Source organism: Planococcus sp. CPCC 101016, assembly GCF_007859295.1.
GTDB lineage: Bacteria > Bacillota > Bacilli > Bacillales_A > Planococcaceae > Planococcus.
Genome location: NZ_VOHB01000002.1, coordinates 1,209,024 through 1,231,135, shown reverse-complemented (window position 1 = coordinate 1,231,135; position 22,112 = coordinate 1,209,024). Strand labels below are relative to the sequence as shown.

The following is a 22,112-nucleotide window of genomic DNA, read 5'->3' as shown; positions in this document are numbered from 1 at the left end:
TAGCTATTCTTTTCCGGAAATATACGCCCATTTGTAACTGTAATCACCACCGAATGGATGTTTAATCACATCTTTTACGTAAGGTTTTTGCAGCATCATTGTTCCCTGTTGAAAAATTGGAGCTATTGCCGCATCTTCTTCGATCAGAATTCTTTCCGCTTCTGCCATTGCTTCCCAGCGAGCCGGTAAGTCACTGGCCAACTCTCCATTCGCTTTTTCAATCAAGCTATCAAACTCCTCATTTGAGTATGACATTAAATTTTGCGGCGAACCTGAAACATAGAGGTCGATGAACGTCATCGGATCTTGATAATCAGGGGCCCAGCCAAACACTTCAAAATCATAGTCCTGTGCTTCATCAAGCTCAAGGCGAACCGAGAAAGGAACCGCTTTTAAGTTCACAGTCAAACCTTCTAGGTTCTGTTCTAACTGCGCTTTCATATACGCATCCATATTCTTCGCGATTTCCTGATCATCACCCAATAACTCCAATGTAATATCAGTAAATCCTTCCTCTTCTTTTCCAATTTCCCATAATTTTTTTGCTTCTTCCACGTCATGTTCAAGCATGTCTCCATTAATTTCTCGGAAATCCTCTTTGTTATCATTGTATGAAAATTCTTTCGGCACAAGGTAGTTTGCCGGAAGTGAACCGTCAGCTAGGACAATATCAACTAAATCCTGTTTGTTGTATGCCATAGCTATTGCTTTACGGATATTCTCATTGGCGAAAACGGTTGCCTCTCCATTTCGCTCCTGATTGAATTTTAAATAGAAAATATAGGGACTTAAATATTTCACAACTTCAGGGTTATCAGCATTTTGAATAGCCATTTCTCCTGCTAATAAAGCCATGTCCTTCTCGCCCGAATTATATAAATTGACTGCTGTAGTTGTTTCTTTTACTACATCAACATTGATCGTCTCAAGTGTGACGTTTTCTTCATCCCAGTATTCAAGGTTCTTTTCCAGCGTCCACGTCATACCTGTTCCGTCCCAATTGTTTAAAACAAAAGGACCGTTATAAAGTACATTTTCAGAATTAGAGGCAAAATCTTCTCCTTTTCCATTGACGTATTCTTCTTTCTGAGGGAAAAATGTTGGAAAAGCCATTAACGACATAAAATATGGAATCGGGCGTTCTAAAGTCACTTCTAAGGTCATTTCATCAATTGCTTTAATGCCAAGCTCCGAATTGTCCATCTCTCCTGCAGCAATTTGGTCAGCGTTCAAAATAGTCCCAGACATCATATACGGACCATAAGGCGATCCTGTTGCCGGTTCTACTGCCCGTTGCCAGGAATAAACGAAATCCTCAGCTGTTAGTGGACTGCCATCTGACCATTTAGATTCTCGCAGCTTAAATGTGTAAGTCAAACCATCTTCACTTATTTCCGGTTCACTTTCTGCGAGTGCGGGCTCAGCTATACTTTCTTTATTGAGGCGGAACAAACCTTCATTCACATTATCCAAAACGATAAATGAAGTGACATCTTCCGCTAAAGCAGAGTCCATAGTAGGCAATTCCGATGCTTCTATTAAATTCAATTCTTGTACTGAATCTGCTTCTGAACTTTCTCCTCCACCTTTCATATCTGCGGGTTCTCCACTGTTTTCTGTTGAGCCTTGTTCAGATGCACTTTCGCCAGTACAACTAGAAAGAATTACAACTAATCCTGCCAGCAGAATCCAAAATCCCCATAAACGGATAACTTTCACTACTTCTCCTCCTTTTAATGTAGTAATATGTATGGTTAATATATCTAGTCAATATGTATGATTTTATTATACGCTTATTTACAATTTTTACTATCACTTTTTTGATTATTTAACACATTTTAATTAGACGAATTTTAAATTATCTTTTTTAGAAGAATCACCAAATTTTTCGACATAGTATAAATTCTTTCCGCTTACGATTTCTTAACTTTTTATTCTAATTTCCAAAACCACAACATTTTGCGCAAACGAAAAAGGAGCTGCAAATTCGCAGCTCCTTTTCTTTTTAATGCTTATTCTGCAGTAACTGGTGATTCAGCATTAACTGCAAGGTCTGATAGGTAAACACCAGTGCCATCACCGATTGCATAGTTTAGTACACGATCATTGACTGGGCTGAGTAAAGCACGGTAAAGAGTCGGGAATACCGGCACTTCATCGACCATCAATTGCTGCCATTCGTTGTAAACTTCCTGGCGGTACGCAAGGTCAAATGCTTTTTCAGAACGCCCTTCTTCAAGTAGACGCTCATTTTCTTCATTTTCCCAACGTGCGAAGTTGTATAATGTGTCAGCGCTGTAAAGTCCTGAAGGATCTACGTCAATACCGACGCCCCATGCTGCCTGATACACATCTACATTCGGATCATCTTCTCCACCGTTACCAACACGGTCGTAGAACGAATTGAATTCAACCATTTCCAAATTCACTTTCAAACCAACTGCTTCCCAAGACTGAACGTAATACTGCGCCAGCGGTTCTGCGATGTCGCCGCCAGTCATTGAGATAAAGTTAATTTCAAGCGGATTGCCTTCTGGATCTTCACGCAAGCCATCTCCATCAGTATCTGCGTAGCCCGCATCATCTAACAGTTGCTTCGCTGCTTCTGGATCATACGCTCTGCCTTCATTGCTGTCATCATGGAACTCGGGATGGGATGGCGGAATCAATGTAGTTGCATTCCAACGCAAGCCATTATAGAAGCGTTCGCCGACAGCTGTATTGTCCACTGCATGCCACATTGCCTGACGAAGTTCTACATCGCCCATTTTAGCTTCCGGGTTGTAATCTACTCGATTGTTTTCTGCATCCCATGTTCCTAGCTTAAAGCCAATATACGTGTAGGCACGATCAATGGTTCCTAAATATTCAACGTTTGACATTTCTGCATTATCCGGGAATTGGTCGACTGGGAAATCGCTGACCAAATCAACACCGCCAGTTTCAAGTTCCTGAACCACTGTTGCAGTACCGATAACTTTGATGGTTACGCCATCAAGCTTAGGTTCGCCGCGCCAGTAATCTTCGTTTTTAGAAAGAGTCACAGACTCTCCAGGTATGATGCTATCCACTTTGAATGGTCCAAAACCGATTGGATTTTGACGCACTTCAGGTGAAGATGAAATATCAGCAACTGCCATATCACCAAAAATGTGCTTAGCCAGTGGGTAAGACCAGATGCTTCCTGTCAATAGAGAAGGTGTAGACTCGATATACGTAATCGACAAGGTTTTATCATCGATAACTTCAATACCGGAAATCGTATCAGCTGCTCCACTATTGTACTCTTCCATTCCTTCAATATTGGTAAAGTCAGAGTTGTAACGTGGGCCGTCATAATCAGGGTTGCCGATTACTTCGTGCGCAAACAGCCAGTCTTCTGCAGTAACTGGTTCGCCGTCATGCCAATTGACATTGTCGCCAATTGTGAAAGTAAATGTACGGCCGTCTTCAGAAACTTCGTATGTCGCCGCTCCGTCATTGGTGTAAACATAGTTTTCATCCCAAGTTAACAAGCCTTCATCAAACCAATTCAATATTTCTGCATCCGGTGCACCCGAGTAGAAATTCCAGTTTAAGGTTCCTTCAAATACTGTATCTGATACTAAACCAAATGTTATAGTTCCGCCATCAATGGCTTCCCCTTCATTTGTTTTTACATTACTGAAATCTTCGATTGAATACATGCCGCCATTTTCTAATTCCTGCCCGCCGTCAGTTGCAGTTTCTCCGCCGCCCTCTTCTGTAGCTGTGTCATCGCCGGTACAAGCTGACAAAACCATAACAAAAGACAACATCGGCAAGGCTAAATATCTGGACCATTTGTTTTTCGCCATTCTCTGTTTCCTCCTCTTTTCTCTTGTATAAAGCTCTTTCAGGCTGCTGCTGTACGTGAATAAAGTTCTTTCCGTCTGCCGTCGAACTCTGTTCCCCCTTTTGCCCTGCTTTTTTGTTACCCTCTACGCTGCCGGGCATCAGTAGCGCGTTTTAAAGCTTGCCCGACATTATTTATACTAAGCATCAACACTAAAATCAGAATTGACGCAGGTAACCAGATCCACCATCTCAATTCCAAGGTTTGAGGATTTCTTGCATAACTGATCAAGGTCCCTAAACTTGGAGTCGATTCCGGAAAACCGAATCCCAGAAAGGATAAGCCGGATTCAATTCCAATGTTGGCCGCCAAATTTAACGTCATCGTAACGATGATGATCGAACTTAGATTTGGCAGTACTTGAAAAAACATGATTTTAAAATCGGATGTTCCCAAGGTCTTGGAAGCCTTGACATAATCCAATTCTTTTTCCTGCAACGCTTTTGAACGGATCAGCCGTGCAATCCCCATCCATAGGAAGGCTGTCATGATCAGCGAGAAGGACACAATGCTGTATCCTGGAACAGCTGTAACAAATGCAATGACAATCATTAATGTTGGCAAGACCATGAAGAAATCTACAAAACGCATGAAAATATTATCCACCGTACCGCCGTAATACCCCGAAATCAATCCGACTAATATGCCAATGATTCCAGTCAACAAGGTAACCAAAATACCGATAGCCAAAGAATTGCGTGTACCGATGATCAATTGCCCAAAAATATCCCGGCCGCCATAATCAGTGCCCAGCCAATACATTGAAGATGGCTGCTCATAAAGAGCGAAAAGATCAACTTTGACAATTTCATTTTGATCAAGAATTATCGAAGTTCCGAATACACCGGCAACGATCAGGAAAAGGAACAGCAGTGAGCCGAATGCAATTTTGTCCCGTATCAACTCTCTTAGTAATATACTGAATCCGGATGGGCTTTTTCCTATGTCCATATCGGGAATCTGTGCTCCACTGTCTTTATCAATTCTCATATTTACACCTCTAAATTGTCATTTATTATTTAATCCGAATACGTGGATCAACCAAACTCAGAATGATATCAGATAACAAAGCTCCAAGAATCGCAGCCAGTCCGAACAACAGAACAAGTGCCGTCATTACGCTGTAATCACGCAGGCTGATGGAGGAAAGGAATAATTCACCCATTCCCGGATACCCAAAAATGTTTTCGATAAAAATAGTGCCGCCGATCAATCCTGTAATTTCGTAGCCGAAAAATGCTGCAATTGGAAGCAGCGAATTCCGCAGCACGTGGCGGTTGTATACACGTGATTCAGAAGCGCCTTTAGCGCGTGCTGTTACGATGAAATCCTTCTGTTTAGTATCAATGATCTCACTTCTTAAATACTGGACAGTGGAAACCGTCGTGATCAACGCCATAGACAGCGCCGGCAATAATAAATGATTTACTTTACTTATGAAATAGGCGAAGGTTCCTGGCTCAGTACCTGGGGATACACTTCCGCTTGTCGGGAACCAGCTCAGCTGGAATCCAAAAACAAACAGCATGATCAATGCAAAAATGAACAATGGTGCCGCAAAACCGATATAGGTGTAACCAGTGATGACGCGGTCCAACCACGTATCATTGAAGCGCCCGCTGATGATTCCCAATGGAATCGCGATTAAGTATGTCAGGATCAAAGTTGCTAATGATAACCATAGAGTATTGATCATACGATCACCGATCAATTCAGAAACTGGCATTTTAAAGCGGAATGACTGGCCGAAATCGCCTTGAATCACACCTTTGATCCAGTCGAAATATTGCACATACCATGGATTATTCAATCCAAGCCGCTCGCGCATCGCTTCGATGGTAGCGGGATCGATATTCGGATCGATCAGGCCGGTCAATGCATCGCCTGGCATGGCCTGAGCCAATATGAATACTAAAACGCTTAGGAGTAAAATTTGTGGGATTGTTATAAGTGTTCTGCGTACAATTAATTTCCACATACCATTCAACCTCTCTCGGGCAAAGCTACTTGATGGGTAGCTGAAATTGATTTTAACGAGAAAGGCAAACCTTCGTCATCAAAAAAGTCGTTTTCAAGCCTGTCATATTCGGCTTTCACCAATTTGCGGTTTTCGTAATGCATTTCCCGATTGCGTGGATTGCTGTCTGGAATTGCTGCAATCAAACGTTTTGTATAAATATGCTGCGGGTTGGTAAAAATTTCTTCAGCAGTTCCATGTTCAACATATCGTCCTTTATACATGATGCCGATATGATCACACATGTGCCGGATGATGCCTAGGTCATGGCTGATGAATAAATACGTTAAGTTCAGTTCTTTTTGGATTTCACGCATGAAATTCAATACCTGAGCCTGAACGGAAACGTCCAGGGCAGATACCGGTTCATCCGCAATAATTAGTTTAGGATTTAATGCAATAGCCCGGGCGATGCCGATCCGCTGCCTCTGTCCCCCGGAAAACTCATGCGGGTATTTATAAATGGCTTCTGGACTGAGCCCAACGAGTTCCATTAATTCCTGAACACGTCTCCGCTCTTCCGTGGCGGATAGATTTTCATAATTGCGAAGCGGTTCTGCTACTATATCGGCCACTCTTTTTTTGGGATTCAACGATGAAAATGGATCCTGAAAAATCATTTGGATATCTTTTCGTACATCTATATACTCTTTTTTACTGACGGATGCCAAATCTTTGCCTTCAAACATCACTTTTCCTGAAGTAATATCATTCAACCCTATAATTGCACGGCCCGTAGTCGTTTTTCCTGATCCCGACTCTCCAACAAGTCCATATGTTTGGCCTTGTTCAATAGAGAACGAAACGCCGTCTACTGCCCGAACGTGATCTTTAACTGTTTGAAAGACGCCTCCGCGCACCGGAAAGTGAACTTTCAAGTTTTCAACTTCAATTAGCGACATAATTGCGCTCCTCCTCGGCTTGTTCTGGGAAGTAAAAGTCCTTATAGCATGTGCATCGCACAAAATGGCCAGGACTGATTTCATGGAGTTCCGGTGAAGCTTCATGTGCAGATTCGTCGATCCAAGGAATTCGCGCCGAGAATCGGCAGCCGCTTCTCGGCAGTTTCTGAAGCGATGGCACAACCCCTTCTATAACATGAAGGTCTTCTTTCACATCGTTTAATGTCGGTATCGAATTTAAGAGAGAACGTGTATACGGATGCTGAGGATTTTCCATTAAGGTATACACATCGGCAATCTCAACAATTTGTCCTGCGTACATGACCGCCACTCTGTCTGCCATTTCCGCCACCACCCCTAAATCGTGGGTAATCAGAATAATTCCGGCATGAATGGTGTCCTTCAGTTCTTTTATCAAATCCAGGATCTGCGATTGAATCGTCACATCCAGAGCCGTCGTCGGTTCATCCGCAATCAGCAATTCAGGCTGATTCGATATTGCCATAGCGATGACTATGCGCTGGCGCATTCCGCCTGACAGCTCATGCGGGTACTGATGGTATGTTTTTTCGGGCCGTGGTATGCCAACCTGATTCAGCAGATTGATGACCTGCTTTTTTCGCAGGCTCTTAGAGCTTTTCGGATTGTGCAGAAAAATTGCTTCATCGATTTGAGCCCCTACCACCATTAAGGGGTTTAATGCTGAAAGAGCATCCTGAAAGATCATCCCCATTTCATTGCCACGTAATTTCCTCATCTGATTGGCGTTTGTTTTTGCCAAATCAATGCCTTTGTAATCAATTTCCCCTTCAATTTTAGCTCTTGTATGAAGTCCCATAATAGAAAATGCAAATGCACTTTTCCCGGAACCGGATTCGCCCACAATCGCCAACACTTCATTTTTTCTGACTGTTAATGAAACATCATCGACCGCAGCGTAATAATCATCTTTAATTCTAAAAGACGTTTTTAGATTTTTTATATTCAGCAAAACATCATTCACATTTATCCTCCTCAAAATGAATCTGTTCTAAAGTTGTCTAATGCTTGATCCGGAGTCTTTAATACGTCAACTCGTTTTCAATTTTCTGACTTTTAACTATAAAAAAAAACTAAAAACAATAAGCGGACCTTTTATACATTTCCTAGCGTCATTCATGTTTTTTTCGCATAATAGTTTGTTATATTAATTTTATTACAAAAAAATTACAAAAACAATAATTCTTTTTAATTTTATGAATAGTGTTCTTATTCGGAATAGACTTTTTACATTCAAAACTCAGCCATACCAATAGTTCCTGCAGATAATTTTAATAGGTATAATTTTTAATTTTTAATTAAAAATTCACTAGTAAATACTATTCATATAACTTGTATTGTACATCCAAATAATTAAACATTATTGCTCTGTGTAGTTAGAATACCATAAGATATACAAAAACCGGAAAGCTTTTTCAATTTTTATAAAAATCTGGTATTATTCCCTTATATTTAAGCATAAGAAATAAAATAGCCACCTGCGTCGTTTAACCGCAGATGGCTATTTCCTGAAAATGATTATACTTTTTTAAATACGAGTGATGCGTTATGCCCGCCGAACCCAAGTGAATTGCTCATCGCAAATTTCAGGTCTGCTTTTCTTGCTTCATTTGGAACATAATCCAAATCACATTCTTCGTCCGGTGTTTCATAATTTGTTGTTGGAGGCATAATTCCTTCCTGTAAAGCCAAAGCAGTAAAAATTGCTTCAACTCCACCGGCAGCTCCAAGCAAATGGCCTGTCATCGATTTGGTCGAGCTCATCCCTAATTTATAGGCATGCTCACCGAATACAGTTTTCACAGCCATCGTCTCGTATAGGTCGTTATACGGTGTACTTGTTCCATGGGCATTGATATAGCCAACTTCTGTTGTTTCTACACCAGCGTCTGCTAAAGCTTGCGCCATTGCACGGGCTGCACCTTCTCCGCCTTCTGCTGGAGCTGTAATATGATGAGCGTCTCCAGTAGATCCGTACCCGACAACTTCTGCATAGATTTTAGCACCGCGTGCTTTTGCGTGTTCATACTCTTCAAGGATAACGATTCCCGCTCCTTCACCGATGACAAAACCATCACGGTTTTTGTCAAATGGACGAGAAGCTGTAGCTGCATCGGTATTTGTTGTCAATGCGGTATTGGCTGTAAATCCAGCTACGGATAACTGAGTTATTGGCGCTTCCGCTCCGCCTGAAATCATGACGTCAGCATCTCCACGCTGAATGACTTTAAAAGCGTCGCCAATCGAGTTCGTGCCTGAAGCACAGGCTGTGACAGAACAAGAGTTAATGGCTTTAGCACCAAAGTAAATCGATACTTGTCCAGATGCCATATCCGGAATGATCATTGGAATTAAGAATGGGCTGATACGGCGAACGCCTCTTGTGTTCAACACGTTCATCTGGCTTTCGATCGTCTCCATACCTCCGATGCCCGAACCGATCCATACGCCTGTACGCAACGCAGTATCGTCGTCAAGCTCGATATCAGCATCTTTCATTGCCATGATGGATGCCGCTAATGCGTAATGCGTAAAGCGATCCATTTTTCGTGCATCTTTCTTTTCAACATACTCTTCAATAGAAAAATCATTTACTTCTGCAGCAACTTTGGCCGAATACAAATCTGCATCCAATCTGGTTAAAGGACCGACTCCGGACTTACCGCTTTTGATAGCTTCCCATGTTGTTTCAATATTATTGCCTAAAGGTGTTACTGCACCTATTCCTGTAATAACTACACGGCGATTTTCCATTCTATCTTCTTCCTTTCGCATACCTGATTATTTGCCCCACTTCATAGCAATTGCGCCCCATGTTAAGCCACCGCCAAAACCGACCATAACGATGATATCATCGTCATTAATTCGGCCTTCCTCAATGTCTTCAACAAGAGAAATTGGAATTGATGCTGCTGAGGTGTTGCCGTATTTTTGAATTGTTTTCGACATTTTTTCTACTGGAAGGCCCAATCGTTCTCTGGACGCTTCCATAATACGGATATTTGCCTGATGCGGAATCAAGAAATCAACGTCTTCTTTTTGCAATCCCGCTTTTTCAATTACATTAATGGCTGATTCACCCATTTGGCGTACGGCAAATTTGAATACTTCTCTACCGTTCATCTGTAGATGATCTTTCTCGTCCTGATAAAGATGTTTGCCGCCAGTTCCATCGGCGCCAAGTTCAAATGAAAGAATCCCTCTTCCTTCTGACACTTTCCCCACTACTGCAGCTCCGGCACCATCACCGAAAAGAACAGCGGTGTTGCGGTCTTCCCAATTGGTGATTTTCGAAAGTTTTTCAACTCCCACAACCAACACATATTTATAAACATCAGAATCGATGAATTGTTTTGCAGTAATAACTCCGTACATGAAACCTGCACATGCAGCTGAAATATCCATGGCTGCAGCATTAACAGCACCAATTTCCTGCTGAATCACACATGCCATTGACGGAAAAGGCTGGTCAGGTGTAACTGTCGCCACTAAGATCAACCCAATTTCAGCTGGATCTATGCCGGCGTCTTCAATCGCTTTTTGTGCAGCTTCACGTGCCATGTCAGAAGTGTCCTGATCGTCTGTAGCAATCCGGCGTTCCTCGATGCCTGTCATCGTTCGGATCCATTCGTCACTCGTATCCATGCGCTGCTCTAATTGAAAGTTCGTTAACCTATCTTCAGGTAGGCATCTGCCCATCCCGATTATTCCAGCATTCATTGTATATCCCTCATTTCAATTGTCATCATATATTAGTACCTGGTATTAATAATACGGCATCCACTAGCTAATTTCAACTAACTGACATATTTACGACAAAAAATCTTCATTATCTGGAATCTTTCTTTCTGTCTGTTAAGGCTTATGCTATGATTAAGCTAGATATTCTATGTAGAGGTGAAACTAGATGCAATATATTGGAACATTTTTATGGTCATTCTTATTGATTACATTGGTTAACTACGTGGTAAGTGCAGTTCAAAACGTTCCTTTCGACTTCATGATCGGCGTTTACATTTCTATTGGGGTTTCAATTTTGATCTTTGCCATGTCAGCGATCATTCCTGATCGTCCAGCTGCTGAAAAACATTAATAAAAAAGAAGCGTAAGCCAGAATTCGGCTTACGCTTCTTTTTTATTTATAACAATTTGCTTGTTGTCGTCCATCGTCAATTCCAGTTCAGAGTTGGCGATAATTCCACCTTTGATTAATTCGCGTGCAATATTGGTTTCAATATTGCGCTGAATAAACCGTTTTAATGGACGTGCTCCGAATACTGGATCAGTCCCGGCTTCTACAATATAGCGGATGACTGAATCGTCCACAGTCAACTTGATTTGCTGCTGACTGATGCGCGCTGCCAGTTCGGCAATCATTTTCTTGGCGATGCCATAGAAATGGGTGTTGTTAAGCGCATGGAAAATGACGATATCGTCGATGCGGTTCAACAGCTCCGGTTTGAAATGCTTGCGCAGTTCACTCATGACAATGTCTTCGATGTCGTGTTCGCTGCTTGTATCGCTAATGTACGCCGACCCGATATTCGAGGTCATGATCACGACCGTGTTTGAGAAATTGACCAGCCGTCCTTGACTGTCGGTAATGCGCCCATCATCCAGTATCTGCAACAGGATATTGGCGACATCCGGATGTGCTTTTTCAATTTCATCAAGCAGCACGACTGAGTACGGATTGCGGCGAACTGCTTCTGTTAATTGTCCGCCTTCTTCGTAGCCGATATATCCAGGAGGTGCTCCTACCAAACGTGAAACGCTGTGTTTTTCCATGTATTCGGACATATCAATCCGAATAAAATGGTCTTCCGAATCAAACAGGTTGGCAGCCAATGACTTGGCCAGTTCCGTTTTACCGACACCTGTCGGACCAAGGAAAATGAAGGAACCGATCGGTTTTCTCTCGTCTTTAATTCCCGCACGGGCTCTCCACACTGCTTCTGTCACCAGTTCAACTGCCTGATCCTGTCCAATTACGCGTTCTTTTAAGGTTTCGCCTAAGCGCAGTAATTTCTCACGCTCGCCTTCCACCAATTTCGTTACCGGAATTCCAGTCCATCTCGCCACAATTCCTGCAACTTCTTCTTCAGTCACTTCTTCGCGCAGCAAACGTTCAGCGCCTTCTTTTTCCAGATTCGCTTCCAGCTTCAGCAATTCTTTTTCCAGTTCTGGTATTTTGCCATGCTGCAGTACAGCTGCAGCATTTAAATCGTACCGATTTTCAGCATCCTCCAACTGGCGGCGGAATTGATCCAACTGCTCTCGTTTTTCCTGGATTTTTTTCAGCGACGCTTTTTCTTCTGTCCATTGATTTTTCATACCAGCGGAAGACTCTCGTAAAGCGTTAATTTCTTCACGTAAAGTGTCCAGCCGAGTTTTGCTGGCTGCATCTTTTTCTTTCATCAAAGCCTGTTCTTCGATTTCAAGCTGCATGAGGCGACGTGTCACTTCATCAAGCTCTTGCGGCATTGAGTCAATTTCTGTTCGGATCATTGCACAAGCCTCATCAATCAGATCGATCGCCTTGTCGGGCAGGAAGCGTTCTGTGATGTAACGGTCTGACATAGCAGCGGCAGCTACAATTGCCCGGTCATGAATCCGAACTGCGTGATGCAGTTCAAAGCGTTCTTTCAAACCGCGCAAAATGGAAACCGTATCTTCCACCGAAGGCTCACGTACCATGACCTGTTGGAAACGGCGTTCCAAAGCTGGATCTTTTTCAATATGCATCCGGTACTCGTCCAATGTGGTCGCTCCGATACAGTATAATTCACCCCGGGCAAGCATCGGCTTCAGCATATTGCCTGCGTCCATTGCCCCTTCGGTTTTGCCGGCTCCAACAATGGTATGAATTTCATCAATAAATAGGATGATCTGCCCTTCACTGTCTTTAACCTGTTTTAAAACACTTTTTAAACGTTCCTCGAACTCACCGCGGTACTTAGCGCCAGCAATCAAGGCACTCATATCGAGTTCATATATTGTACGGTTTTTTAAGCCTTCCGGTACATCATTCCGGACGATGCGCTGTGCTAACCCTTCGACAATTGCTGTTTTACCGACGCCCGGCTCACCGATCAGCACTGGATTATTTTTTGTTTTTCGCGATAAAATGCGGATGACATTGCGGATTTCCTGATCTCTTCCGATGACCGGATCCATTTTCCCTGATTGCGCCTGTTCTACCATATTGCGGCCAAACTGTTCCAATGGGGATTTTTGTTCTGTGTTATTCGGGAATTGAACCATAAATAACCACACCTCTCAATTAGTTTGACTATCTTTGACTAATTAAATTATAGTCAAAATTTCAGCAATAAGCAATTATTATGGTCCAAGTATTTGAGGTTTCAACCTTATGTTCTAAACCATTAAAAGATCAAGTTTTAAGAAAACGCTCTAGTCAGACGCTTTCTATGGTCGGCTCGTCCGCATATGGCTTTTCGAAGTCTCACACTTGGACACGTCACTTCGCCGCAAAGCTCGCTTAGCACTCAGAGACATATGTTTTAGCGAATATGGTTTGCATAAGATCAAAGCAAAGTAAAATTTATTCAAATAGTATGTTTAACAAGTATTAAAAAAGCCTTGCCGGAATAAATTCCAGCAAGGCTTTTCGACTATTGATTAACGGACGCCTAGCGCCATTTTTGCGTAACGTGACATATGGTCTTTGCCCCATACCGGCTGCCAGACGATTTTTACATCGACTTCTTCCACTTCAGGTAGCTCATACAACGCAGATTTAACCATTTCCACAATTTGAGGTCCCATAGGGCAACCCATTGATGTTAAGGTCATCGTAACCACTGCAAAACCATCTTCTGTAACCATTACATCGTAAACAAGGCCCAGATTGACAATATCGACTCCCAGTTCAGGATCGATTACCGTTTCTAAGGCGCCCATCATGCTGTCTTTCATATCTTGATCCATTCAGAATCCCTCCTTTTTACTAGTAGTACCATCTTAACAAACTTTCTTCGGAAATGAAATTGACACGCTTACTCGGCAAGATGTTTAGCCAGCCATTCAGTAGCTTCAAGCATTCCGCTTCGATTCACTGCATGTCCTACTTCTCTTTCCCGCTTAAAGACTATGTTGTCTGGAACGGCTTCGTATTGTTTCTTCAAGTCTTTGAACAGCCGATAAGTTGGTTCAAACGGGACCGTCACATCCTGTTCTCCATGCCAGAAATAAACCGGTCTCCCATTAAATTTCGTCAAGTTCCGTTCGCTGTCGAACATAGCCAAGGTCGAAAGCATCTGCTGACGTTCCTCTAAGCTGATTGGCAACTGGAAACCTCTCGATTCATATTGGGTCATTTGAGCCTGTGCCAATTCCACGTAATTTCCCGCGCCCATCATAACTGCAGCCGCTCTGATCCATGGATAAACGGCCATCGCTCCCAGAGTGGTAATTCCGCCCATGGAAGTGCCGCCTACTCCGGGCTCTCCAACTGCCAGACCTTGCTTATGTATTTCTTCATGCAAAAACGACAGTTCCTCAATTGACGTCAGTACGATTTCCCAAAAACGCAAACTTATTTGAACTCCATCCAGTCCTTCACTTCGTTCCCCGTGAAGATGCGCGTCCGGCAATATTACACGCAGTCCTTTTTCAGCCAATTGATAGGCGTAATGGAGATTGTGTTCCTTGGCACTCATATGGCCATGAAAGAAAATTACTGTTGGCAATGGTGCCTCTATGTCTTCGTTCGGAGTTATATGAAGCAATGGAATATGCCCCCATATTTGTCGTTCAACTCTCATTTGATGTCACTTCCTTCATGATTAATCCTACCAATGTTCAGGTTATCCGGCAAACACCAACCGGTTTCCAATAAAAGTATTTTGATTTGCTTAAGATTTTTTGACGAAACCCTTGCATTATCGCTACACTAGTACTATATAGAAAGGAGTCGGCTATTTATGAAACAGCATTTAATCGTTCTTGATTTGGATGGAACATTATTAACCGATCAGAAAGTCATTTCACCTAAAACCAAACTAACTTTAAATAAAGCACTTGAAGCAGGACATGAGGTGATGATCGCCACCGGCCGTCCATACCGCTCAAGTGAAACCTATTATAAAGAATTGGGATTGACGACACCTATCGTTAACTTTAACGGTGCATTTGTTCACCATCCACAAAATCAGCATTGGGGAATGCACCATACACCAATCGGGTTGGACGTCGTTCACGAAGTGGTTGAGTCTATGCATGATTATGATTTCCATAATATTGTGGCTGAAGTGTTGGATGATGTCTATGTCCATCATCATGATGAAAAGTTAATGGATATTTTCCGATTCGGCGACCCTAACATTACAACTGGAGATTTACGGAATTACTTAAAGACTGACCCGACATCTATTTTGATCCACGCCCCCTATGAACGGGTACAGGAAATTCATGATCACCTGTCCTCTGTTCACGCTGAAGTGATTGACCACCGTCGTTGGGGAGCTCCTTGGCATGTTATTGAGATTGTTAAAAGCGGCATGAGCAAAGCTGTCGGACTAGATCGCGTGTCCAAATCACTTGGCATTCCGAGAGAAAACATTATCGCTTTTGGAGACGAGGACAATGATCTGGAAATGATTGATTTTGCAGGAGTCGGCGTAGCTATGGGCAATGCCATCGACCCGCTGAAAACTATTGCCAATGAAATTACCTTAAACAATAATGAAGACGGCATCGCCGAACTGCTGATTGACCGATTGAAACTGTAAGTAAAAAGGGGGATAAAGTATGAGATTATTTGCTGACAGTGCATCAGACCTGCCAAAGGATTTTTTTGAAAACGAAGATGTTGTTTTATTTCCACTTCGCGTTCACATTGGAGACCAGGACTACGAAGACATAAGAGGGATTCAATCTATTAAAGTATTTGATACCATCCGTGCGGGCAACCATCCTAAGACGTCCCAGGTTTCACCCGAGGAAATGTTGTCTGCTTTTGAACAGCTTGCAAAAGATGGCGATGAAGGTTATTACATCGCCTTTTCTTCTGAACTTTCCGGTACTTACAGTACAGCAGTTATGGTGGCAGACCAGGTTCGAGAAGACTATCCTGATTTAAAGCTGACGATATTCGACTCGAAAGCCGCTTCGCTCGGCTATGGTCTTTTAGTACAAGAAGCCGCAAAAATGCGTAATGCAGGACATCCCCTGGAAAAAATTATCGAGAAAACACATTTTATGGCTGAACATCTGGAAAGCCTCTTTACGGTGGAAGACCTCGATTATATGGCCAAAGGCGGGCGCATTTCCAAAGGAAGTGCTTTTGTAGGCGGTCTACTGAATATTAAACCCTTGCTACATGTAGAAGACGGCAAATTGGTGCCGATCGAAAAATTGCGCGGACGCAAGAAAGTCGTAAAACGCATGATTGAATTAATGGAAGAACGCGGGTCCCAATTTGATCAGCAAACCATTGCCATCAGCCATGGCGATGATGAAGAGTTTGCCAATGTCCTAAAACAGGAAATTGAGGAAAACTTCCATCCCCAAAAGGTCGAAGTCCATATGATTGGCTCTGTCATTGCAGCGCACACAGGACCTGGAACTTTGGCTTTATTCTTCTTCAACAAAATTGAATAAGGAAAGAGCTGAGCTGCTTATGAAAAAAATAGTCATTATTGGCGCAGTTGGCGGCGGTGCTACAGCCGCTGGACAAATTCGGTATTACGATCCGGATGCAAGTATTGTTGTATTCGACCGCGATTCAACCATGTCTTATGCGGCATGCGGAACGCCATATGTCATTGGCGATGTGATTGAAGATGAACAATCCATTATTATGACAACCCCCGAAAAATTTAAGGCAAAGCGTGACGTCGATGTTAAGTTGCGACATGAAGTGCTGAAGATCGACAGAGAAGCTAAGACAGTTCTAGTCCGGAATATGGAAACTGATGAACAATTTCAGGAGTCTTATGATTCGTTGATTCTGGCTCCTGGCGGTTCCGCCATCGTCCCAAAAGTCGAAGGGCTCGATTCCTCAAAAGTTTTCACTTTGCGGAATTTTGAGGACATGCAGCGGATTGATCAGTTTATTAAGTCTGAAAAGCCCGAAAGATGCTTGGTATCAGGAGGAGGATTCATTGGCCTTGAAATGGCTGAAAATCTGAAAAATATTGGCCTGGATGTGACATTGGTTCATAAATCACCGACCATCATGTCCATTTTGGATTCTGATATCTCGCTGATCATTGAGAAAGAATTGGCGCTTCAAGGCGTCAAATTGCTCACTGGTACGACGATCAAAAAAACTGAAGGCAAGACCGTCAGCTTATCGAATGGCATTGAGCTGCAAGCCGATTTCATTATTATGAGCATCGGCTTGAGGCCCAATACGGAGCTTGCCCTACAAGCAGGCCTGAAAATTGGGGAAACCGGCGGCATCCAAACCAATGAATATATGCAGACAACTGACCCGTCAATTTATGCCATTGGCGATGCTTCTGAGAATTTCGACATGGTAACAGGAGATCCCAAAAGAGTGCCACTTGCTTGGCCAGCCCACCGGCAGGCCTTTATCGTTGCACGGCACTTGACTGGCAACGCCTTAGGTAAAAAAGGTTTGCTTGGTACATCTGTTTTAAAAATCTTCTCGTTGACTGCTGCCATGACCGGGTTGAACGAACATACCATCAAAGACAAGAAGCTGTCCGCTGCGACAGTCACTCATATTGGAAACTCGAATGCCGGTTACTATCCTGACCATGCTAAAATTACATTGAAAGTCCATTACGATCCGCTGACCCGAAAGATTCTGGGAGCGCAATGCATTGGGGGCAAAGGAGTAGATAAGCGAATAGATGTAATCGTTACGGCCATTTACGGCGGATTGACAGTTGACGATTTACAAGCGCTGGAGCTTTGCTATGCCCCGCCCTACTCTTCACCTAAAGATCCAATCAACATGATTGGCTATAAGGCCATCCATAAATAATGCCAAATTAAAAACAGGAAGAGAAAAGCATACCGCTTTCTCTTCCTGTTTTCGTGTCCAAACGATTATACAGTTTTTTCACTGGCTCTTTGTTTTGCTGCATCTGCTTTTCGCTGTTTGCCTTTGCGCCATACAATCCAAAGGAACAGCATAAACACAAGATACATGATGACAAGAGTGGCAATGTAAGCAGAGTTAAGTTTGGTTTCTTCCGTAACATGGAAAACTTCCGCAATTTCACGGTCCTGCGTCACACGATATTCCCCGCTGTCTTCCTGACGGACAATGTCACTTTCAAACAAACCACGCAATTCCTGTCCTTCGCCAATAACGTCAGCCGACAAACTAATATTCTTTGTCGAAGAAGAGTTATTAATAGCGATGATCCAGGTCTCTTCATCATTCGAACGTTTATAGACAAGCCAGTCATCCTCGTCATGAAGGACTTCCAATTCACCTGTTCGCAATGCCTCAGATGAATTTCGCAATGAAGTCAAATTCGTGATATGCTCGACCAGCTCTTTGTCTACTGCCATATCCAGAATTTGGTGCGATTCAGGCAGTTTTGTGCCATTCATTGCTGATTCTGAACCGTATTGAACAACCGGAATTCCAGGCATGGTCAGCAGTTGGGTCAATAGCAGCTTCCATCGGGTCGGCGGAAATCCACTGGCCTCTACAACATCTGCTGTAAAACGCGAGCCTGTTAACGAGTCAACTTGAATAATCTTACCTTCACTTTGTTCCATTATAGAGGAGACCTCGGTCAGGTCCTGATCAAAATTCTTATAACCCTCGCGCAAAGTTTCTTCTACACCTGGGAGAACCACTGCATCAAATCCAGGTACATCTCCCATTTCCCGGTCGCTTAGAATATAGCTGTTTCGCACGTTTTTTATGGCTTCAGAAAAACGACTGACAAATGAAGGGTCCAACTGATCTGAATTTTGCAGCCGGAAACCATCAATTTCATACGTTTCGATGAAATCTGTAAAGGTTGAGATTAGAGCTTGCTGCACTTCCGGATTAGCTGTATCCAGAGCTAGGCTGCCATTTTCGTTTTCTGTGAACCACTCTGGGTTGTCATTTGCCCATACGTGATTTTCATTTACTTGCTGAGTTGGAATATCCACAATCACTTTCATTTTCTGATCATGAATTTCAGCCACTAACGCCGCAAATTCTTCATCCGTTCCGAAATGGCGCTCGAATTCAGTATAATCCAGCACACTTTTTCCGTCATATGTACCAGTCGAAAATACAGGTCCTATTGAAAGGGCAGTAAATCCCATTTCTTTCACAAATAATAATTCACTGGCCATGCCATCAAAATCACCGCCATTGAAAGCAGCGGGGTCTAATGCATTCACTTCATAATCATTATCAATCTTTTTATTGAAATAACGGTCAACCAGCGTATCATAGATGAGCTCATCTTTAAGTTCCCGTTCGTCTGCAGCAAAGGCTGGATTGACGAGTGTCAGCAACAGCACGCTTGTTATAATGCTTATAATCCATTTTACCTTCAATCTAAAATCCTCCTTCAATGAGGTTGTTATTGCATTCCACCCGATTCATTTTATCAAACTCCAGCTACCGCCGCTATGTTAAGTTGACGTTTCCCGAATGTCTTCTCCGAGTTTCGTCTAAACTGTGAAAATCATTAGAAAAGCGCAAGCAGCAATCCCGCTAAGACGAAAAAAAGACAGGTGCTGAAAGCACCTGCCTTTTTTAACTTAAAAGAATTCCAATCCGATTGGAAGCATAAATCCGACAAACATCGTAGCAAATAGGAAAACTGCAAACAATGCCCAGAACATGGTAACCGGTTTTTGTTTTTTCGAACGGACCAAGACCATTTCCATCATTCCGATTGTCAATACGCCCAATAGGAATTTGATGCCGTATAGCATCGGATCTGAAGCAGACCATTCGATGAACAAAGTTAGACCTGTAATGATGATCAAGACGTAGAATAATCTCAAGACCATGTGCAGGATTTTTCGGCCTTTGCTGTCACGCTGCATGAATGCTGCAACCAAGAATAAAATGACGGCAATGACCCATGTCGTAATGTGTAAATGTGTAGTTTCTGTAAAAATGCTCAAAAGCTCACCTCTTCTAATAAAGTCCTTTCCAGTTTATCACAAACCAGAGGAGAAAAAGGGTGCAGATCTTATGACAAATATGTGACGAGGGTTCCGATGGATTCAATTGATACTTTAACAGTATCCCCTGCTTTCAAGAACTTCGGTGGATTAAACCCTTTTCCGACGCCAGCGGGTGTACCTGTGAGCAGAACATCACCTGGTTCAAGCGCCACGTACTTCGACACTTCCGCTACGAGGTCATCCACACGGCGGATCATATTCTCTGTATTGCCATTCTGGCGAACTTCATCATTCACTTTTGTCACAATCGATAGGTTCTGCGATTGTGGAATTTCATCTTTTGTCACGATATATGGCCCTAATGGACATGATCCAGACAGACTTTTTCCAAGAAAGTATTGCTGATGCTTACTCTGAAGATCCCGTGCCGTTAAATCATTGGCGATGGTGTAGCCAAAAACATAATCATAAGCCATCTGCTTCGGAATTTTATGGCCGGCCTTCCCAATAATCACAGCCAGTTCCCCTTCGTAATCATAGGAATCGGTCACGTCACTGTGAACAGGAACTGTTGCTCCGTCTGCGGAAATACAAGTAGGCGACTTGGTGAAAACCACCAAATCTACAGGAGCCTCTCCGCCCATTTCTTTTGCGTGATCTGCATAATTCTTACCGATGCAGATAATATTTTTAGGTGTTCTTGAAATTGGGGCTAACCATTCAATTTCTGAAAAAGAGTGTTTGAATTCCTCAGAGCGGTCAGATTGGACTGCGGCTTCCGTTAATTTACGAATTTGTTCAACAAACTCCATTCCTTGCGGGATTCCCTCAATCAATTTTTCAGGGAAAGCAGGCAAGACCTCTAATTGCTGTTGAATAGCGATCAGATCCCAAACAGCTTCTTCCTTTTTAACTTTCGGTCCAAACCCTTCTTTTCCTTCATAGCGAAATGATAACAGCTTCATTCGTCAAACACTCCTTTTCTTTGATTGAATTCATTATACACATTCAGAGTTTTGAATTGTTAGTTTTTTCGAATTTATTTCCATATGTCCATTTTCTCCAGACAATTTCAAGTGGACCTCTTGAGAATTTTTCAAACCAAAGTTCAGCAAAAATCAGCTGAATCACAAAAATTCCGATGGCTATCAATGTTCCTGTCAGCAAATCCACTTGTCCATATAACCCAAAACCGTAAGAATAGAAAATTAGAGTCGCCAATACGGATTGTGTAATATAGGTCGTCAATGACATACGCCCCACCTTGGCAATGGGAGAAAGCAACTTCTGCATGCTTGTTTTCTGAGCCAGCAAAGCAATGATAGCCGCATAGCCAACAGCTACAAGCGGCCCTCCGAAAATATCCTGTAAATAAACAAAAGCGTAGTTCGGGTCAATTAAAAAAGGTCCGGATTTCAGAAGCAGACCGATCAACAATGGAACAATGGCCAAAATCAGCCACAACTTACGCTTTTCCTGCGTCTGTTCGATCAGCCGCCATTTTGCAGCGGCCGCTCCGATCATCAGGAATGGCAGGATAGTAGCAATTAGAATAATGTAGTTGACCAAATTATTGCTATAGGTCCAATCAGTCAATCGCTGGCTAAAGATTTCCGCGAAACTTCCTGACTGGTAAGATTGAATTGAATTCTCTATTTCCATATAGCCTACGTAAATATTCGGATCAGCTGCAGCTGCTATGAACATGATGCCCAATAGCAACAAATGCGGAACGGCATAAATGATGCCGGCAAACGCCATAAGCCAGCTCGACGGGAGCCGGATCATGCCGAGCAGCAAAAATCCCATGATAGCGTATGTGATCAAAATATCTCCATACCAAATCAAAAAAGCATGGATGATGCCGAACAGCAGCAGAACGAGTAAACGTTTAAGAGCTAGCGGCATGAAAGGCTGATTTTTGGCTTCTGCACGCAGGAATTGCATGCCGAGTCCATAGCCGAACAACATTGCAAACAATGGGTAGAAACTGGCTTGGATGAATACATCGATGAATAAGTAGATTCCTTCATTGATCTTTCCATCAAACCATTTATAGGGATCGATATAGGATAAAGGTGAATGGAAAGCCAGCATATTGATGATCAATATACCAAATAACGCAAACCCTCTCATCAAATCTATGGCTTGTACTCGTTCATTTAAAGAAACCGGCTCTATGTTCAAAATA

The 22,112-nt window shown here is 42.8% G+C and carries 19 protein-coding genes; 4 read left to right on the top strand and 15 right to left on the bottom strand.

The annotated features are described in order from the left end of the window. Nucleotides 1-3: 3 nt before the first annotated feature. The 8 genes from FQV26_RS05635 to FQV26_RS05600 all read right to left on the bottom strand — a co-directional run bounded on the left by FQV26_RS05635 (nucleotide 4) and on the right by FQV26_RS05600 (nucleotide 10,552). Complete coding sequence (locus FQV26_RS05635) at nucleotides 4-1,719, bottom strand: peptide ABC transporter substrate-binding protein (RefSeq protein ID WP_146556381.1); 1,716 nt, start codon at nucleotides 1,717-1,719, stop codon at nucleotides 4-6. Between the two features lie 293 nt (nucleotides 1,720-2,012). Further along, entirely contained in the window at nucleotides 2,013-3,836 is a 1,824-nt protein-coding gene (opp4A, locus tag FQV26_RS05630; RefSeq protein WP_146556380.1) for an oligopeptide ABC transporter substrate-binding protein, read from the bottom strand. A gap of 116 nt (nucleotides 3,837-3,952) precedes the next feature. Beyond that, the gene (locus tag FQV26_RS05625) at nucleotides 3,953-4,864 is read right to left on the bottom strand and encodes an ABC transporter permease (protein ID WP_146556379.1); all 912 of its coding nucleotides are present in this window, start codon (nucleotides 4,862-4,864) and stop codon (nucleotides 3,953-3,955) included. Between the two features lie 25 nt (nucleotides 4,865-4,889). Then, on the bottom strand, nucleotides 4,890-5,852 hold the full coding sequence (gene opp4B, locus FQV26_RS05620) for an oligopeptide ABC transporter permease (RefSeq protein WP_146556378.1): 963 nt from the start codon (nucleotides 5,850-5,852) through the stop codon (nucleotides 4,890-4,892). Between the two features lie 5 nt (nucleotides 5,853-5,857). Then, a complete protein-coding gene (locus FQV26_RS05615) occupies nucleotides 5,858-6,793 on the bottom strand; it encodes an ABC transporter ATP-binding protein (RefSeq protein WP_146556377.1) in 936 nt (311 codons plus the stop codon). Further along, the gene (locus FQV26_RS05610; protein WP_146556376.1) at nucleotides 6,780-7,796 is read right to left on the bottom strand and encodes an ABC transporter ATP-binding protein; all 1,017 of its coding nucleotides are present in this window, start codon (nucleotides 7,794-7,796) and stop codon (nucleotides 6,780-6,782) included. Before FQV26_RS05610 ends, FQV26_RS05615 begins: the two co-directional genes overlap by 14 nt. A 554-nt stretch (nucleotides 7,797-8,350) precedes the next feature. Beyond that, entirely contained in the window at nucleotides 8,351-9,586 is a 1,236-nt protein-coding gene (fabF, locus tag FQV26_RS05605; protein ID WP_146556375.1) for a beta-ketoacyl-ACP synthase II, read from the bottom strand. Nucleotides 9,587-9,613: 27 nt separating this feature from the next. Next, nucleotides 9,614-10,552, bottom strand: coding sequence for a beta-ketoacyl-ACP synthase III (locus FQV26_RS05600; protein WP_146556374.1), 939 nt, complete (start codon nucleotides 10,550-10,552; stop codon nucleotides 9,614-9,616). Nucleotides 10,553-10,739: 187 nt separating this feature from the next. On the opposite strand from FQV26_RS05600, the gene FQV26_RS05595 reads away from it, so the two are divergent. Then, nucleotides 10,740-10,925 carry a DUF2929 family protein gene (locus FQV26_RS05595; RefSeq protein ID WP_146556373.1) on the top strand — a complete coding sequence of 62 codons (186 nt, stop codon included), beginning with the start codon at nucleotides 10,740-10,742 and terminating at the stop codon, nucleotides 10,923-10,925. Nucleotides 10,926-10,954: 29 nt separating this feature from the next. Here FQV26_RS05595 and FQV26_RS05590 read toward each other — a convergent pair whose 3' ends face one another. The 3 genes from FQV26_RS05590 to FQV26_RS05580 form a co-directional block, all read right to left on the bottom strand. Continuing rightward, nucleotides 10,955-13,096 (bottom strand): ATP-dependent Clp protease ATP-binding subunit, encoded by a 2,142-nt coding sequence (locus FQV26_RS05590; RefSeq protein ID WP_146556372.1) that lies wholly within the window; start codon nucleotides 13,094-13,096, stop codon nucleotides 10,955-10,957. A gap of 378 nt (nucleotides 13,097-13,474) precedes the next feature. Then, a complete protein-coding gene (locus FQV26_RS05585) occupies nucleotides 13,475-13,783 on the bottom strand; it encodes a metal-sulfur cluster assembly factor (protein WP_146556371.1) in 309 nt (102 codons plus the stop codon). A gap of 68 nt (nucleotides 13,784-13,851) precedes the next feature. Continuing rightward, the gene (locus tag FQV26_RS05580; protein WP_146556370.1) at nucleotides 13,852-14,619 is read right to left on the bottom strand and encodes a prolyl oligopeptidase family serine peptidase; all 768 of its coding nucleotides are present in this window, start codon (nucleotides 14,617-14,619) and stop codon (nucleotides 13,852-13,854) included. Between the two features lie 159 nt (nucleotides 14,620-14,778). Here FQV26_RS05580 and FQV26_RS05575 point away from each other — a divergent pair, with 159 nt between their 5' ends. From FQV26_RS05575 to FQV26_RS05565, 3 genes are read left to right on the top strand one after another with little or no spacing between them, the layout of a single operon-like run. Then, complete coding sequence (locus FQV26_RS05575) at nucleotides 14,779-15,585, top strand: Cof-type HAD-IIB family hydrolase (RefSeq protein WP_146556369.1); 807 nt, start codon at nucleotides 14,779-14,781, stop codon at nucleotides 15,583-15,585. 19 nt (nucleotides 15,586-15,604) lie between these two features. Continuing rightward, entirely contained in the window at nucleotides 15,605-16,456 is an 852-nt protein-coding gene (locus FQV26_RS05570; protein ID WP_146556368.1) for a DegV family protein, read from the top strand. 19 nt (nucleotides 16,457-16,475) lie between these two features. Beyond that, nucleotides 16,476-17,810 carry a CoA-disulfide reductase gene (locus FQV26_RS05565; RefSeq protein WP_146556367.1) on the top strand — a complete coding sequence of 445 codons (1,335 nt, stop codon included), beginning with the start codon at nucleotides 16,476-16,478 and terminating at the stop codon, nucleotides 17,808-17,810. A gap of 65 nt (nucleotides 17,811-17,875) precedes the next feature. On the opposite strand, the gene FQV26_RS05560 is transcribed toward FQV26_RS05565, so the two are convergent. From FQV26_RS05560 to FQV26_RS05545, 4 genes are all read right to left on the bottom strand, one after another. Continuing rightward, a complete protein-coding gene (locus tag FQV26_RS05560; protein ID WP_146556366.1) occupies nucleotides 17,876-19,339 on the bottom strand; it encodes an alpha-amylase family glycosyl hydrolase in 1,464 nt (487 codons plus the stop codon). 207 nt (nucleotides 19,340-19,546) lie between these two features. Continuing rightward, nucleotides 19,547-19,918, bottom strand: a complete 372-nt coding sequence (locus tag FQV26_RS05555) for a YisL family protein (RefSeq protein ID WP_146556365.1) — start codon at nucleotides 19,916-19,918, stop codon at nucleotides 19,547-19,549. 68 nt (nucleotides 19,919-19,986) lie between these two features. After that, the gene (locus FQV26_RS05550; RefSeq protein WP_146556364.1) at nucleotides 19,987-20,886 is read right to left on the bottom strand and encodes a fumarylacetoacetate hydrolase family protein; all 900 of its coding nucleotides are present in this window, start codon (nucleotides 20,884-20,886) and stop codon (nucleotides 19,987-19,989) included. Between the two features lie 43 nt (nucleotides 20,887-20,929). Next, nucleotides 20,930-22,108, bottom strand: coding sequence for a DUF418 domain-containing protein (locus FQV26_RS05545; protein WP_146556363.1), 1,179 nt, complete (start codon nucleotides 22,106-22,108; stop codon nucleotides 20,930-20,932). Between the last annotated feature and the right edge of the window lie 4 nt (nucleotides 22,109-22,112).

Bases quoted from the DNA above. Each gene is read 5' to 3' on its own strand.
- opp4A (WP_146556380.1), bottom strand. From the start codon at position 3,836: ATGGCGAAAAACAAATGGTCCAGATATTTAGCCTTGCCGATGTTGTCT.
- FQV26_RS05550 (WP_146556364.1), bottom strand. From the start codon at position 20,886: ATGAAGCTGTTATCATTTCGCTATGAAGGAAAAGAAGGGTTTGGACCG.
- FQV26_RS05580 (WP_146556370.1), bottom strand. From the start codon at position 14,619: ATGAGAGTTGAACGACAAATATGGGGGCATATTCCATTGCTTCATATA.
- opp4B (WP_146556378.1), bottom strand. From the start codon at position 5,852: ATGTGGAAATTAATTGTACGCAGAACACTTATAACAATCCCACAAATT.
- FQV26_RS05575 (WP_146556369.1), top strand. From the start codon at position 14,779: ATGAAACAGCATTTAATCGTTCTTGATTTGGATGGAACATTATTAACC.
- FQV26_RS05615 (WP_146556377.1), bottom strand. From the start codon at position 6,793: ATGTCGCTAATTGAAGTTGAAAACTTGAAAGTTCACTTTCCGGTGCGC.
- FQV26_RS05595 (WP_146556373.1), top strand. From the start codon at position 10,740: ATGCAATATATTGGAACATTTTTATGGTCATTCTTATTGATTACATTG.
- FQV26_RS05600 (WP_146556374.1), bottom strand. From the start codon at position 10,552: ATGAATGCTGGAATAATCGGGATGGGCAGATGCCTACCTGAAGATAGG.
- FQV26_RS05590 (WP_146556372.1), bottom strand. From the start codon at position 13,096: ATGGTTCAATTCCCGAATAACACAGAACAAAAATCCCCATTGGAACAG.
- FQV26_RS05625 (WP_146556379.1), bottom strand. From the start codon at position 4,864: ATGAGAATTGATAAAGACAGTGGAGCACAGATTCCCGATATGGACATA.
- FQV26_RS05570 (WP_146556368.1), top strand. From the start codon at position 15,605: ATGAGATTATTTGCTGACAGTGCATCAGACCTGCCAAAGGATTTTTTT.
- fabF (WP_146556375.1), bottom strand. From the start codon at position 9,586: ATGGAAAATCGCCGTGTAGTTATTACAGGAATAGGTGCAGTAACACCT.
- FQV26_RS05585 (WP_146556371.1), bottom strand. From the start codon at position 13,783: ATGGATCAAGATATGAAAGACAGCATGATGGGCGCCTTAGAAACGGTA.
- FQV26_RS05565 (WP_146556367.1), top strand. From the start codon at position 16,476: ATGAAAAAAATAGTCATTATTGGCGCAGTTGGCGGCGGTGCTACAGCC.